Source organism: Polyangium sp. 6x1 (assembly GCF_029946515.1).
Lineage (GTDB): Bacteria > Myxococcota_A > Polyangia > Polyangiales > Polyangiaceae > Polyangium.
In genome coordinates this window covers 96512-111439 of sequence record NZ_JARZHH010000011.1, presented here as the reverse complement: position 1 = coordinate 111439, position 14928 = coordinate 96512, and the positions used below count along the sequence as shown (strand labels likewise).

Annotated in this window: 11 protein-coding genes; 3 read left to right on the top strand and 8 right to left on the bottom strand. The window is 69.9% G+C overall.

Going from position 1 to position 14928, the window contains the following annotated elements; translation table 11 throughout:
• Positions 1 to 13 precede the first annotated feature (13 nt).
• Positions 14 to 1216 (bottom strand): hypothetical protein, encoded by a 1203-nt coding sequence (locus QHF85_RS13740; RefSeq protein WP_281327610.1) that lies wholly within the window; start codon positions 1214 to 1216, stop codon positions 14 to 16.
• A 273-nt stretch (positions 1217 to 1489) separates the two neighbouring features.
• On the opposite strand from QHF85_RS13740, the gene QHF85_RS13735 reads away from it, so the two are divergent.
• The gene (locus tag QHF85_RS13735) at positions 1490 to 2236 is read left to right on the top strand and encodes a hypothetical protein (protein WP_281327609.1); all 747 of its coding nucleotides are present in this window, start codon (positions 1490 to 1492) and stop codon (positions 2234 to 2236) included.
• 21 nt (positions 2237 to 2257) lie between these two features.
• Here the strand turns inward: QHF85_RS13735 and QHF85_RS13730 are convergent, their stop codons facing one another.
• Positions 2258 to 3106: a uroporphyrinogen-III synthase gene (locus tag QHF85_RS13730; protein ID WP_281327608.1), complete on the bottom strand. Its 849-nt coding sequence runs from the start codon at positions 3104 to 3106 to the stop codon at positions 2258 to 2260.
• A gap of 92 nt (positions 3107 to 3198) precedes the next feature.
• Between QHF85_RS13730 and QHF85_RS13725 the strand changes: the two genes are divergently transcribed.
• Entirely contained in the window at positions 3199 to 3474 is a 276-nt protein-coding gene (locus QHF85_RS13725) for a hypothetical protein (RefSeq protein ID WP_281327607.1), read from the top strand.
• Between the two features lie 25 nt (positions 3475 to 3499).
• On the opposite strand, the gene QHF85_RS13720 is transcribed toward QHF85_RS13725, so the two are convergent.
• From QHF85_RS13720 to QHF85_RS13705, 4 genes are all read right to left on the bottom strand, one after another.
• The gene (locus QHF85_RS13720) at positions 3500 to 3988 is read right to left on the bottom strand and encodes a TerB family tellurite resistance protein (RefSeq protein ID WP_281327606.1); all 489 of its coding nucleotides are present in this window, start codon (positions 3986 to 3988) and stop codon (positions 3500 to 3502) included.
• Between the two features lie 34 nt (positions 3989 to 4022).
• On the bottom strand, positions 4023 to 7172 hold the full coding sequence (locus tag QHF85_RS13715) for an MXAN_5808 family serine peptidase (protein ID WP_281327605.1): 3150 nt from the start codon (positions 7170 to 7172) through the stop codon (positions 4023 to 4025).
• Positions 7173 to 7267: 95 nt separating this feature from the next.
• Complete coding sequence (gene tatA / locus QHF85_RS13710) at positions 7268 to 7471, bottom strand: twin-arginine translocase TatA/TatE family subunit (RefSeq protein WP_271914246.1); 204 nt, start codon at positions 7469 to 7471, stop codon at positions 7268 to 7270.
• A 147-nt stretch (positions 7472 to 7618) separates the two neighbouring features.
• A complete protein-coding gene (locus QHF85_RS13705) occupies positions 7619 to 8641 on the bottom strand; it encodes a hypothetical protein (protein WP_281327604.1) in 1023 nt (340 codons plus the stop codon).
• 72 nt (positions 8642 to 8713) lie between these two features.
• On the opposite strand from QHF85_RS13705, the gene QHF85_RS13700 reads away from it, so the two are divergent.
• On the top strand, positions 8714 to 9997 hold the full coding sequence (locus QHF85_RS13700) for an adenylosuccinate synthase (RefSeq protein ID WP_281327603.1): 1284 nt from the start codon (positions 8714 to 8716) through the stop codon (positions 9995 to 9997).
• Positions 9998 to 10000: 3 nt separating this feature from the next.
• Here QHF85_RS13700 and QHF85_RS13695 read toward each other — a convergent pair whose 3' ends face one another.
• Positions 10001 to 11050 (bottom strand): NAD(P)-dependent alcohol dehydrogenase, encoded by a 1050-nt coding sequence (locus tag QHF85_RS13695; RefSeq protein ID WP_281327602.1) that lies wholly within the window; start codon positions 11048 to 11050, stop codon positions 10001 to 10003.
• A 51-nt stretch (positions 11051 to 11101) separates the two neighbouring features.
• Positions 11102 to 14821: a serine/threonine-protein kinase gene (locus QHF85_RS13690; RefSeq protein WP_281327601.1), complete on the bottom strand. Its 3720-nt coding sequence runs from the start codon at positions 14819 to 14821 to the stop codon at positions 11102 to 11104.
• Positions 14822 to 14928: the final 107 nt, after the last annotated feature.

The following is a 14928-nucleotide window of genomic DNA, read 5'->3' as shown; positions in this document are numbered from 1 at the left end:
CCTTTCGTCCTCTTTATTTCTCCGCTGCGATCCACAAGGATACGTTGTCGCGGAAGGTATTAAATGCGCCTGCTTGCCCGGCGAATTTGAACGGGTGTGCGGCATTCCCGCCGGGGTTTGTCACGACGAAGAGCTGGCTCGAGGGCGGATCGTTCACGTTGATACGATTCTTGATTTGCCCGCAGGCCTTCGCCGGGTCGCTGTTGAGCGTCGTCATGTCGACCGACGATGTGGCCTGACCATTGCCACCGCCGTGGCAATTCAGGCAGATGTCGAAGCGCTGCTTCGCGTTCGTGTTGAACGAGTTCACGTCCTTGCAGCCGCCCGTGGGCGTGCCGCCGTCGCCCGCGTCCGGCGACGCCGGCTCGTATTTCTCGATGAGCTCGAACGCGAGCGAGAGCTTCGCTTCCTTCGACCAGTTCACGAGAATCAGCGTGCCGGGGCCGAGCGCACCGGATTCGCCGGCCTGGAAAATCGTGTCCACGTTCGAGAAGCTGTCGACCGGATCCGGATTCGGATCCTTGCCGAGCGGGTGCACGACCCAGAGCGGGTGGACGATCTTCACGCCCGTCTTCGAGGTCGGGTGCAATTCGATGTTCGTGAGCTCGAGCGTGGTCTCCGCGAGCACGTCGGCCTGGAACGTGACGGCCATGCCCTCGAATTCGGGCCCGAGCGCGCCGAGGTAGATCGCATTGAAGCCCATGATGGGCACGAACGGATCGATGTGCGGGCCCGCCGCCGGCGGCGGCTCCGTGAAGTTCTTCGCCTCCTGCGCGAGCCACGCCTTCACCTTCGGCAAGAGCGTGTTCTGGAGCGCCGGCGAATCGAGGTTCGTCCCGCTATGCCCCTTGCCCGTCATTGCATACGTGAGCAAGAGGCTGTGCTGCGGGTCCGTCGCGACGATGCCCGGCCAGCTCGCGAACGATTGATAACGATCCGGACCCGCGAGGAACGGCGTGTCCGCGAGCCCGGCGACGTCGTGACAAAGGCCACAGGCGTTCATCAGGTCCGCCTGCATGGACTCGAAAAGATCCCGCCCGCTGGTGACGACGAGCCCCGCGTCCGTGGGACCACCACCACCCGTGCCGCCGCCCGTGGGGGTGGGCGCGAGGCCGGACGGCGCCTCGACGCAGCCGGCGAAGGCGGTGGAAGCCGCGACCGCGAGCGCCCCAAGGCCGATGGCAATGGCTCGAAAGTATTGCTGTTTCGGTTTCATCGTCGCAAGGATGCCCATGAGTCGAGAATGGCCGAGTCGCCGAGCGGCGAGAAGCCCCAAATGCTCTTGCACGCCCTGCGCCATCCGCTCCGCCTGTGTGTTTGCACCCGAGCCGTACGAACGAGGCCCCGAGGACGTCCCCGCTGCGATGGGGTGGATGACAGATGCCCCAGGGTGGATCTGCGTTGACCCAGGTCGAGGGGACCAACCGGCGGCGATCGATGGATTGCACAAAACTGGTCCCGATCCGCCCGGCGGTTGTACCCGATGCGCATGAATCGGATCCTGCTCCCCGCCCTCGTATCGCTCCTCGCCATGGGCTGCGGCAAAGCCGCGGTCCGTACGCAAGCGCTCGCCCCGGAAAAGCCGGCGCCTGCGGCCGTCGCCGTGGAAAAAGAGACGGTCGCGAAGGCCGAACCCGAGGCCGCAGAGGAGCCGGCCGAGGAGGGGCGCCGCGACGTCGGCGATTACGTGGTGTATCGATTCTCGGGCAGCTTCCAGAAGGCGCCCGTCACGCTCACCGAGCGCGTCGTGGCCCGCGAGAAGAATGCGCTCGTGATCGATTTCATCCTGGAAGAAGGCAAGGCGACGAGCGAGCTGCGCGTGCGCCTGAGCGACGCGGCCGAGACGCGCGGCGAGGTGCTCTCGGTCCACCGCATCGAAAAAGGCAAGCTCGTCCCGGCCGGCGTCGACGAATACGAGGCGCTGATGGCGAAGACGATGGTCGTCGCCGACGAGAACGAGGCGGCCCTCGGCTCGGAGCACGTGGTCGCCGTGATGGGCAACGACTTGCTGCCCGCGAAGCGCACGAGCTTCCGCGTGAAGATCGGCGAGAAAAAGGCGACGCTCACCACGGTCGTGAGCGACAAATTCCCCTGGGGCGACCTCTCCGGCGAGATCGCGGCCGAGGACGGCTCGGTCATTTATCGCGCCGAGGTCGTGAACGTCGGACACGTGGTCGAGACGAAGTCGGGCAAGGATCCCCAGGTCGCCCGCAGCGATTACGAAGATTACGAGTGAGCAAAAAGGCCGCGCCCCGCGTTACGGGCGGCCCTTTCGCGCGAGGATCTCGTCGGCACGATTCGCCGCCTCCTTGACGAGGTGGCCCATCTTGGAATGCTCCGGCTCGACGTCGGGGCCAAGGCCTTCCTGCCGGAGCGCTTCCGAGCAGACAGGGCCAATCGATCCAAGGAGGCCGCGCCCGAGCGCTTCCCGAACAGCGTCGGCGATCCCCTCCTCGGCCGCGACGAGCAGCGCATGCTCGACCTGCGCGCGGCTCGTGAAGAGGGCGATCGGGATCGCGCCGGTCGCGATCCCATGGAGCGCGCTGCGGAGCGGCGCCGTGTCCTCGGGCAAGGCGTAACGATAGACGGAGACGGGCAGGACCTCGGCTCCACGCGCCAAAAGGCCCTCGTGGAGCGCGGTGTTCGGAGCGCCGTACTCCTGCACGGCGACGCGCTTGCCCACGAGCGGGCCTCGTGCATCGAGCGCGGAGAGGACCTCGCGATGGCTGTTCGGCGCGGCGACCGTGACGAAGTCGGTCACGCCGAGCTCACGCAGCGCGACAGCGGGCTTCGGGCCACGCGCGACGACGGTCCCACGGGCGAGCGCCGCGGCGAACGCGGGCCGATCGAGGACGGGCGCGACCGCATCGACGAGGCCGCGCACGCCGACGCCGGTCATGAGGACGACGACGTCGATCGTGCCCGCGGCGAGGGCCTCGGCGAACGCGAGGGCGCCCTCGGGCGCGTCGAGACCGACCTCCCGGAGCGCAGGCGCGCGGACGGGCGTGCCGCCGTGCCGCTCGACGAGCGAGGCCATCTCGGGCGCGCGCCGGCTCTCGAAGGAGACGACCAGGCGGCCGCCGAAGGAGGCAGGACCGGGAGACACGTGGGCCATCGTGCGCCCGCGAGGCTCGGGCCGCCAGCGCTTCGTGGATCGCCGAGTCTGCGCTAGACTCGGATCGAGCAAGGAAGGTGCGCATGGACGAGAGCGCAGACGGGCTGCACGGGACCGGCGGCGACGAGGAAGAGGCCGGGGAAGCGCTCGACACGAGGAAGGCGGAGGGGCCCGATCCGGTGATCGGCGCCGGCCTCGCGCTGTTCGGTATCTTCGTGATGGGCCTCGGTGGAGCGCGCGACCTGCACTACGTGTTCAACGCGGGGATGTTCATCGCGGTCGGCGGGGCCGTGACGTTCGTCCTGTTCGTCGCCCTTACGGCGATGAAACAACGCGCGGCGCGAAGCGCGAAGGGCTAGCCCTCTCCCTCTCGGGAGAGGGGAGTCAGCCGACTTCTTCCTCGACGGCGGCGAGCTCGCTCTCGGGCACGCCGAGATCCGCGGCGACGTGGTGCAGCTCCGCGCGCTCGGCGGGCGAGAGCCTTCCATCCGCCACCGCGACCTTCGCGAGCAAACGAATGACCTCGACGCGCTCGCGGCCGTCGCAGAGGGTCTTGAGCTCGCGGACGCAGAGCGTGAGCTCCTCGTCGCGGAGCTCCGGCAGCTTGCCCTTGAGGGCGCGCGTGACGGCCTCGATCGCCTCGGGGGACAGGCCCTCGATGTGCGCGAGCAGGCCGCGGAGCGACGTCTCTTCGCCCTCGGTGAGGCGGCCGTCCACGCCCGCGACCTTGCCGAGCAGGACGACCACCGCAGCGATGTAACGAAGCAGGACGCTTTCGTCGTCAGGCAGGGCGCGACGCAGCTCGGCCAGCAGCGCATCCACGTTCGGATACGTGTCCTCTCGCTTGAGGCCGAGCCAGGCTAGGAGTCCCACGACAGACCAACGTACTCGGGGTGATTCTCGGGGGTCAATCCTCGGGGAGCGCCGCTTCGCCGAGCCACTCGGCGACCGGATCGTCCGTCTTCGGCGTCTTCAGGATCGCGCCGTCGGCCCCATCCTTGCGCACGACGAGCGTGCGGCGCGTCGTCGTGTCCGGGTTCTCGCGCGCCACGACCGTGATGACGTTCACGCCCGGCCGGAGCGGCGCATCGAACTCGAACGTCGCCTTCTTGGGGTCGGCGCCGTCCCGGTTCGACTTGTAGTAGAGCTTGCGCGAGCCGACGAAGACGTAGAGGTCGAGCAAGCGCTCGGCATCCGAGGCGGCGCCCGTGATCTTCACCTTGTCGTCGCGCGTGGCGATGGCCGCGGCGCTCACGTCGAGCGTGGGCGGCGCCTTCGAGTAGACGTCATCGAACGCGGGCGTGACGGACGGCGCGCCGCTGCCCGGCGTCGTCTCGCCGACGGGCACGAAGGCGAAGCGGCTCGAGCCGAGGTCGACCTTGTACATGTCGCCCGCTTTGCCCAGGATCCCCACGGTCTCGCCGGGCCGCAGCTTGCCGAAGACGAGCCCGTTCGCGTCCGCCGTCGCGAACAACGTCGCGCCCTGCAGGCCGGCCTTCGCCGTGCCCGAGGCCTTCGGGATCGTCATCCCGTTGCCGACGGGGATCTTCACCTTTTCGGTCGCGACTTCGCGCAGGTCGCGATCACCGACGGACAGGCTCAGCGTCGCCTCGTTGTCTTGCAGCTCGGGCTGCACGTCGAAGGTGAAGACCACCTTGCGCACGTCGCCGGGGTTCATGTTCGAGATGTCGAACCGGCCGGCGCGCAAGAGCAGGCCCTCGCCCGAGAGGTTCGCGATGTTCGCCTGCGTCTCGAACGAGCGGCCCTTGCCGACGTTCTTCACGGTCAGGTACATCGAGATGCCCTCGCCGCGCTGGATGCGGCCGTCGCCGTTGCCGCTGCGGTCGTCGACGATCTGGTAGGCGTACTGGAAGAGCGGCCGCTCGAGCGCGCGGATCGTCGGGCGAATCTCGGCGGTCGGGGGCTCGAAGCCGCCGGCGGCCTCGAACTTCACCTTCAAGCCGTCGGCGCGGCTCAGCGCGTCCATCGGGATCTTGCAGACGCGCTTCTGGTTCGCGAGGCGCGGCTTCGTCGTGCCGATCTTGCGGCCCTCGACCTCGCACCAGCCGAGCGGCGCCTTCGAGGTCTTGCTCTGGCCGGGCGCGATCTTGCCGAAGACGAGCTCCTTGCCGTCGAGGTAGCCGCTGTCGCTCTCGGTGGAGGCGCGCAGGCGATAGATCGGCTGCTTGCCGTTGTTCTTCACCGTGACCGAGAGGTTCATCGGCTCGCCCGCCGTCACCTCGTTGTTCGGGCGGTCGGTCTCGACCTTCACTTCGAGGTCGCTCTTCGCCGGGCCCTGCGCGCCCTCGGGCGCGTCGGACCAGTCGTAGCCGAGCTTCGACAGCTCCGCGGCGACCTTGTCGAGCTCGTCCTTGCGCGTCTTCTCGATGTAGTCGCGCGCGGCGTCGACCTGCGCGTTCCGCGCGGCGCCGGGGGGCAGGCGCTGCGCGAGGTCACGCCCGAAGCGGATCGGGAAATCGACGCGGAAGTCGTCGTCGGTCTCGCCGCCGCGCTCGCGCATCTCCTCGCGCTCGGCGCTCGTGAGCTGGTAGCGCACGACCTCGCGCGGCTTCGACGCGGGGAGGGCCTTGCCGTTCGTCAGGTGCGCCGAGAGATCACGCTCGCGCAGGCCGTCCTTCTGGATCGTGAGATCCATCTCGAGGTCGTCGGCCGTCATCGGATCGAGCTCGATGTCGGGCGTGACGCCGACGCCCTGGATCGAGACGTCGCCGGGCGTGAGGTACTGCGCGATCGTGAGCTTGAGCGCGGCCTTCTCTGGCGTGACGTCGGGGAAGACGAGCTGCACGCTGCCCTTGCCGAACGTCGTCGCGCCGACGATGACCGCGCGATCGTGGTTCTTCAGCGCGCCCGCGACGATCTCGCTCGCGCTGGCGGAGTTGCCGTTCACGAGGACGACGATCGGGTACGAAGGCTCGGTGCCGGGGCCCTTGGCCTTCTTCTCGTCGCGGCCCTCGGAGGCGCCGACCGTGGAGACGATGACGCCGTCGGCGAGGAACTTGTCGGCGACGCGCGTGGCCTGATCGAGCAGGCCGCCGGGGTTGCCGCGGAGATCGAGCACGAGGCCCTTCAGCGAGCCCTTGGTGCGCAAATCGTCGAGGGCGAGGTCGAGCTCCGTCGACGTCGTCGCCTGGAAGTTCTTGATGCGCACGTAGCCGATGCCCGACGCCTCGAGCGGGCGCGACTCGACGGAGCGGACCTTGATGACCTCACGTACGAGCTCGTAGGGCTTCGGCGTCTGCCAGCCTTGTTCGCCGTCGCGCGTGACCCACACCGTGACCTTCGTCCCGGGGTCGCCGCGCAGCCGTCGCACGGCGTCGTCGAGCGGCATGTTGAGCGTCGACTCGTTGTTGATCTTGACGATCCGATCGTGACGCTTGATGCCCGCGCGCCCCGCCGGCGTTTCCGGCATGGGGTTGATCACGGTGAGGACCTGATCGCGGATCGAGATGACGATGCCGAGCCCGCCGAAATGGCCCGACGTGGAGAGGTTCATCTCCTTGTAGGCCTCGGGGCTCAAAAAGACCGAGTGCGGATCGAGCGTGTGCAGCATGCCGTTGCACGCCGCGTACTCGACCTCGCGCAGATCGACCTCGGTGCCGCGCAGGTTTTTCTGGAGGAACGCGAAGACCTCGCGCAGGCGCGCCGATACGTCCCAGGGGCCCTGCACGTTGTCGATGCGGAACTTCTTCTCCGCCGTCTCGACGCGGACGGTCACCTCGTTCGGATCGTCGTTCACGACGATCACCTGGGCGACGTCACGCTGGACGTAGTTCAGCGCCGACAGGAGCATCTCCTTCGGCTTGACCCGTCCTGGCTCGACGTACTTGTCGCGGATGAGCTTGAGCGTCTCGTTGACGGCTTCGAGGCGCGTCAGATCGTAGGGCGCTTTCGCCGTCGGGCCTCCGCCCGTCACGGCGAGCGCGGGTTCGAAACCGCGCCACAGACCGCCCGCCCCGAACTGCACCGCGAAAAACGCGGCGATGGCGAACGTGGCAAACGCGATGCCGATCTTCCCGAGACGCTCGAGGATCTTCATACGATGCCTCGAGTATAGGCCTCAGGGCGTCCGCGTCGACCACGCGCTGCGCGGCCGCCCCCGCGTCAGGAAAGAAAGATCGCGGGCCTTGGCGCCTACGACGTCGACTTTTCGCCGCCCTCGTCTTCCTTCTTCGGAAGCTGCTTCGGCGGCGGTTGGTCCTCGTCCTTGAGGCCCTTCTTGAAGTTGCGGATGCCCTCGCCGAGGCCCTTGCCGATGTCGGAGATGCGGCCGGCGCCGAACAAGAGCAGAGCGACGCCCAGGATGAGAAGGAGTTCGGTGATGCTCAGTCGGCCCATGGTCGTGCTCCTGTCCGGGGAAGCGTCGAGCTTCCCGCGTCCACTCCACCACCCGTACCACCCTCGGGCGCCTCGGGCAATGGACGCCAAGGCCGCAGGATCGCGGTCGATGGGGGTGAGGGGCGCTGGATCCGCCGTCTTCTTTCGTCATGCGCCCGGGGCGCGGCGCGACCCAAGAAATCGCGCGAAGCGGGCCGCCAGGAGCGGACCGAGCAAGCCGAGCGCAGGGACCAGCCCATAAAGCAAGAGTGAGCTTTTTTCGCGTTCGAGCGCCGAAAGGACGAGGAGCGCGAGCGCCGGGCCGGCGAGGCCGATGAAAAGAGCGAGCGCGCGGCCGCCAATCGAGGAGGCCAGCACGGCGAGGCTCGCGAGCAAGGCGCTCGCCGCCGCCGTCACGCCGAGGAGCGCGGCGCGGACGGGGGCGCGGAGGTTCGAGGGGCGGCCGAGCGGCAGGAGGCCACGCACGGAGGCGCGCGCGACACGGACGGTCATGGGGCCGCTCGTTTCGTTCGCAGGCAACGCGAGGACGAGGTCGTCGGCCACGAGGGAAGCCGTGTCGGCCGAGAGCTCGATCGAGCGCGCCGCGAGCGCGGATCCGCCGAGCAGGGAAGGGCTCATGACGAGGCGCGGGGGCTCGCCGGGCAAGCAGATCCACGTGGCCTCGGCGATCGGGACCGTCGCGGCGTGCGGGGCGCCGGGCTCACGCGAGGCGCGATCGACGCAAGCCGCCCGGCCATCCGCGAGGAGGCGAGAAGCGAGTCGGCCCGGCGCTTCGGCTTCGAGACCCCACGCGAGCGAGGCGAGCGCGGACAGGACGAACACGAGGAGCCAGACGGGGAGGGCGGACGCGACGAGCGAGCGCGGCGAAGCGCCCAGGGCGAAGACGGCGCGCGCCTCGCCACGATCGACGAGCCGCGCCGCCGCGAGGGCCGCGCCGAGGGGAGGGGCGAGCACGAGCGCGACTTCGAGCGAGACGGCGAGCGCGGCGCGGGCAAACGGCAAGCCGAGCCGCGCGGGCACGCTCGGCGCGAGGAGGAGCGGCATCGAACGGACGAGGCCCGCGGCGAGCGAGACCGAGGTGACGAGCCCGGCCACCAGCGAAACGTCCCGGAAGGTGGGGAGCGCGAGCAGGCGGAGCCCGGGCGGGATCGGGACGATCGAGCGGCTCATGGGTGGGACGGCTGCGGGGAGTGTACTAACGTTCCGCCTCGTGACGGACCGAGCAGCATGCAAGGAGGCCGGATGTCCGCGGTCGTGATCGTCGGCGCCCAGTGGGGGGACGAGGGAAAAGGCAAGATCGTCGACCTGTACACGGAGAGCGCGGACGTGGTCGTGCGCTTCGCCGGAGGGCCAAACGCCGGGCATACGCTCGTCGTGGGCGACGACAAGATCGTCGTGCGGCTCGTGCCGAGCGGGATCCTCCGGGCGCAGGCGCGATGCATCATGGCGCAGGGCATGGTGGTCGATCCGGCCGTGCTCGTGTCGGAGATCGACGTGCTCGAAGCGAAGGGCCACGTGACGCGCGGGCGGCTGTTCGTCTCGGACCTCGCGCACCTGATCCTGCCGTACCACCGGCTCGTCGACGGCCTGCGCGAGGCGGCCGCGACGGACGGGCAGAAGATCGGGACGACGAAGCGCGGCATCGGGCCGTGTTACGAGGACAAGGCGGCGCGGCGCGGGATCCGCGTGGGTGATCTCGCCGATCTCGACGGCCTCGAGCAGAAGCTCGCGCGGGCGTCGAGCGCGTGGGGCCCGGTCGTGCGCGAGCTCGGCGGCGAGATGCCGGACGTCGCGGCGATGATGACGGAGCTGCGCGCGCTCGCGCCGCGGATCGTGCCGCTCGTCGCGGACACGGCGGTGCTCGCGAACGACGCGATCCAGAGGGGCGAACGCGTGATGTTCGAGGGCGCGCAGGGGACCTTGCTCGACCTCGACCACGGGACGTACCCGTTCGTCACGTCGTCGTCCGCGGTGGCGGGCGGCGCGTGCGTGGGCGCGGGCGTGGGGCCGACGCGGATCAAGCGGGTCCTCGGGATCACGAAGGGATACGCGACGCGCGTGGGCGAGGGGCCTTTCCCGACGGAGCTCTCGGGCGACCTCGGCGAGCGGCTGCGGGTCGCGGGAGGCGAGTTCGGCTCGGTGACGGGACGGCCGCGGCGAACGGGTTGGCTCGACCTGCCGGCGCTTCGGTATGCGGCGCGGGTGAACGGGCTCGACGGGCTCGCCGTGACGAAGCTCGACGTGCTCTCGGGGCTCGACACGATCGAGGTGTGCGTCGCGTACGACACGCCCGAGGGACGCACGAAGGAGCTGCCGATCCGGCACGTCGGAGCCGTGAAGCCCGTGTACGAGAAGCGGCCGGGGTGGCGCGAGTCGCTCTCGCACGCGCGGACGATGGCGGACCTGCCCGAGGCCGCGCAGGACTACGTGCGGTACCTCGAAACCGAGCTCGGCGTGCCGGTGTTCCTGGTGTCGGTGGGACCGCGGCGGGACGAGACGATCGTCCTCAGGGACGCATTTGGTTGAACGTCAAACGGACAGGCTCTTCATGTCGATCACGAAGCGATAACGCACGTCGCCCTTGACGGTCCGGTCGTACGCTTCGTTGACCTGCTGCATCGGGATCACCTCGACGTCGGAGGCGATCCCCTTCTCGCCGCAATAATCGAGCATCTCCTGCGTCTCGGCGATGCCGCCGATCAAGGAGCCCGCGAGGGTCTTGCGGCCGAAGAGCAGGCCCATGGCCCCGATCGCGAGCGGTTTGTCCGGCGCGCCCACGAGCACGAGCGTGCCGTCGCGGCGGAGCAGGCCGAGGAGCGCCTGCACGTCGTGCGACGCCGAGACGGTGTCGAGGATGAAGTCGAACGACCCCATCGCCTTCGCCATCGCGCTCGGGTCGGTGCTCACGAGGAATTGGCTCGCGCCGAGCCTCCGCGCGTCGGCCTCTTTCCGCGCCGACGTGCTGATCACCGTGACCTCGGCGCCGAGCGACGCGGCGAACTTCACGCCCATGTGCCCGAGCCCGCCGAGCCCGACGACGCCGACGCGCTGCCCCGCGCTCACCTTCCAGTGCCGCAGCGGCGAATACGTCGTGATCCCCGCGCAGAGCAGGGGCGCCGCGGCCGCGGGATCGATGCCCTCCGGAATGCGCAGGACGTAGCTCTCGTCCGTCACGATGACGCTGGAGTAGCCGCCGAACGTCGGCGTCTTCCCGTCCTTCTCCACGCCGTTGTACGTGAGGACCATCCCGCCCTCGCAGAACTGCTCGGTTCCTTCCTTGCAGCTCCCGCACGCGCGGCACGAATCGACGAAACAACCGACGCCGACCAGATCTCCCTCGCGGAACTTGGTCACGCCTTTGCCGAGGCTGGTCACGCGGCCGACGATCTCGTGGCCCGGCACCATGGGATACGTCGAATTGCCCCATTCGCCTCGGACCTGATGAATGTCGGAATGGCAGACCCCGCAGTAGAGGATCTGGATGACGACGTCCTTGTCACCCGGGTCTCGCCGCTCGAACGTGAACGGCGCGAGGGGAGACTCTGCATTCTGCGCAGCGTAGCCGTGGGCTCGTATCATGCGTCCTGCGTACACGGAAAGGAAAGGCGCGGCAACGGCGGGGCAGGGCGGTCACGTCCCCGCTTCCTCCTCGAGCTCCTCGAAGAGTGCTGGGACGAACCCTTCCACCGTCGCCAGCGCTTCGAGCAGCCCCGTGCGAGGCACCGTGCTCTGAAGCCCCACCGATTGCGGCCCGAGCACGGTCCGGCTCGGCATCACCTGCGCCGTCGACGCCACGGCCGCCGGTGACGTGCTCTGCGTGCCGCGCGTCGTCAGGAGCCGCGACGGCGAAACCGCCTCCGTGGGCAATCTCCACTCGCCCGAGGTCCGGCTGCGGGCCTGCTTGCTCCGCCAGTAGTCGCGCGCGCGCATGCCCGCCGCGCGCACGTCCGGATCCGGGATCCGCGGCCAGAAGCCGCCGCTGCCGGTGTCGAGCGAGCGCGCGAGCGCCTCGTGCCGGGCTCGTACGTTCGCCGCATCGTCGCCGAGCTTCACCTCGGCGAGCGACTCGGCGAACCGCTCGAGCGCGCCGAGCAGGAGCGCGCGCTGGCCCGCGACGATGATGCGCGAGGTGGCCTCTTCCCCGAGCCGACGAACCTCCCGTGGATCGCCGCGCCGGAGCGCGGTGACGTGCATGCGGCCGAGGAGGCCGAGGCAGACGGCCTGCTCGTCGCCGTTCGGCCCCGAGCCCTGCTCGATGGCGCGTTCGTACGAGAGAAGCGCGTCGGCGAGGTGGCCCTCGACGAGGTGCACGTCGCCGAGGAACGCTTGCCCGAGGGCGCGGCCGAGGCTCGTGCCCACGATGCGCGAGAGGTTCAGCGCGTTCGTGATGAGCATGCGGGCGCGGTGGAGGTGGCCGACGTGGAACTGGTGTCGTCCCGCGTGGAGCGTGCCCGTGTAGAGGTAGTGGCCTCCGAGCTTGTGCTCCTCGGCGTACGCGAGGAGATGCGCCGTGGAGCTCACGCCGAGGTCCCAGTCGTACCGCGCCTCCGCGAGGAGCGCGCACGCGTGCCACGCGCCGAGCAGACGCGCCGGATCGGCGAGCTCTTCGGCGAGGTGGGCGGCGGCCTGGATTTCGCGCTCGGCGCCGTCGAGATCGCCGGTCCAGCCGAGCGCCACGCCGTAGAGGCTCCGCGCATGGCAGAGCTCGACGAGGTCGCCTTCACGCTCGGCGAGCGAAGAGCCCGCGGCGAGAGAGCGCGCGGCCTCCTCGACGAAGCCACGCGCGAGATCCACGCGGCCAAGGACGTTCGTCGCCGCGGTCCTGTGTCGTTCGAGGGAAGGATCTTTCCCCGCGAGCGCGATCGATTGCTCGGCGTACCAGCGCGCCGCCGCGAGCTCGCCGCGCGCCTCGTGCACGCGGGCGAGCGCGGCGCCCAGCATGGCCGTGGCCGCGGGCGTGTCCGCGGTGCACCGCTCCACGAGCTTGTGCAGCTCCTCGGTGCCGCTGAGCAGGCATCGCAGGCGCACGAGCTCGGCGGTCGCGACGAGCTGGATGCGGAGCTGCTCCGGGGACGCGGGGAGCGTGGCGACGAGATCGATCGCGCGGTGGAGCTTCTGGCCGACGCCGGGATCGTGTCCGGGGCTCGCGAGCGCCGCCGTGAGGTACGCCTCCGCGGCGCGTAGCTTCTCGCCGGCGCGCTCGAGGTGACGCGCGAGCGTGCCGGGATCGGCGCCGCGTCGTTCGAGCTGGCGAGCGATGCGCAGGTGGTGCTCGCGCAGATCGGCGCGCACCGCGCGTCGTTCGAGCTGCTCGAGCACGACGTCGTGCACGAACGACGTGGACGTCGGATCGTCGAGCAAGAGGCAACGCTGCTCGGCCTCTTCGAGGGCGCGATCGATGCGATCGATCGTGAAGAGCCCGAGCGCGCGAAGGTCCGAGCGCAGAAAGCATCGGCCGAGGAGCGCGGCCACGCCGAGCACCTCGCGCGACTCGGAGGAGAGGCTGTCGACGCCGCGGCGGAGCGCGTCGGTGATCGCGGCCGGGGCGCGGTAATCGGCGAGGTTGCGCGAGCCGAGGCACAACGTGCCGAACGCGGTTCGCCCGACGAACCCCTCGGCTTCGAGGTTGCGGATCACCTGGATCCCGAAGAGCGGGTTGCCCGCGCCGAGCAGCGGCACGTGCTGCTCGAGCTCGCGCAGGAGCGACGCGTCTCCGCCGCGGGCGAGCTCGGCGAGCAGCCGATCGTTCTCCTCGCGATCGAGCGGACCGAGATCCATGAGCTCGGCGCCGCGCCAGGCCACGCGCAGGGGCGGCCGCGTCGTTCCAAGCAAAAAAACCTTCGCTCCGCCGAAGGACCCCGAGAGGACCTCCAGCACGGCGAGCGTCGCCTCGTCGCCCCAGTGCAGGTCCTCGATGGCCACGAGCACGGGCAGGTCCGCGGCGATGCGCGTGACGAGCCGGCGCACGAGCTCCGCCACCCGCCGCGCCGACGAGGGCCGGAGCAGCGTTCGTCGCACGTCGGCGTCGCCGAGGCCCCGGCCGAGCTCGGGCACGAGCGCCGTGAGCAGCTCCGCGTCCTCGTCGTTCGCCGCGTCGATCGCGGCCTGCACGAGCGCGCCCGTCATGCTCTTGCGCCGCGTGGCCGTGGCGACGCGGCTCAGCGCCTCGCGCAGGGGCGAGTACGGCACGAGCGCGCTGAGCTCACGGCAACGCGCGTAGATCACCACGGCCGCGCCGTCCTGCTCGACCACGTTGAGCAGCTCCGAGACGAGCCGGCTCTTGCCGATCCCGGCGTCGGCCACGATCACCACGGGCACGGCGGCGGAGCGCGACGTCGTGCCGAGGACGCGCGAGGCGAGCCGCGACAGCTCGCTCTCCCGACCCACGAACGGCGCCTCTTCGGTGCCATGCCGCGGCGGCATGGAGAACGTGCGCGAGCTCTGCGGCCCCCGCGAGCTCTGCGGCCCCCGCTCTGCGTCCGGCTCCGCGCCGCGCAGCGTGTCGTAGTAGATCTCCTTCAGCCGCGCGCAGAGCTGCGCCGCGCTCCCCGGCCGCTGCGAGGGATCCTGCGCGAGCAGCTCGTCGATGAGCGCCGCGATCGCCGGCGGCACGCCCGGGGCCACGTCGCGCAGCGGCACCATCTCGCCGACGGTCCGGTTCATCATGATCGTCCGCTGCCCGCGGCCCTCGAAGGGCAGCTTGCCGGAGACGAGCTCGTACAGGATGGTGCCGAGCGCGTAGAGATCCATGCGCGGATCGGGCCGCGCGCGACCGCTCCGCAGGCACTCGGGCGCCATGTAGCCCACGGTCCCCGCGGTCACGCGCGTGTCGTCCGGCTGCCAGCTCGACGTGACCGTGGCGAGCCCGAAATCGAGCACTTTCACCCGCGGCTCGTGCGGGTCGACGATGACGATGTTGCTCGGCTTGAGGTCGAGGTGCAGCACGCCGCGCGCGTGGCAATGCGCCAGCGCCTCGGCCACCTTCCGCATGAGCCGCACCGCCTCCAGCGTGTCGAGCGCGCCGACGCGCTCGAGGTAGGCGTCGAGCATCTCGCCGGCCGCGATCTCCATCGCGAGGTAAAACCCCACGCCCTCGACGAACCCGTAGCCGTAGAGCTGGATCAGCGAGGGATGATCGAGCTTGAGCAGCGCCTCGATCTCGTTCTGCTGGCTGATCAGGCGCTCGGCCGTGAGCTCCGCCGCGGTCGTCTTGAAGACCTTCAGCGCGGCACGGACGCCGGCGTCGCTGCGCGCGCGAAACACCGCGCCGAACCCACCTTCACCGAGGAGATCCTCGATGGTGTAGTCCCCGACCCGCGCCCCTCGTTCGAGCCAGCGCTCGCCCTCCATCGTCGAACCCTTCGAGATCGTTCTTTCCGGATCTACAGACTGCCGGAGGCGAGATCCGAAAGATACGGTCAACAGGCGCCGAATGCGTGCGCTCTCTCCGTCCGTAT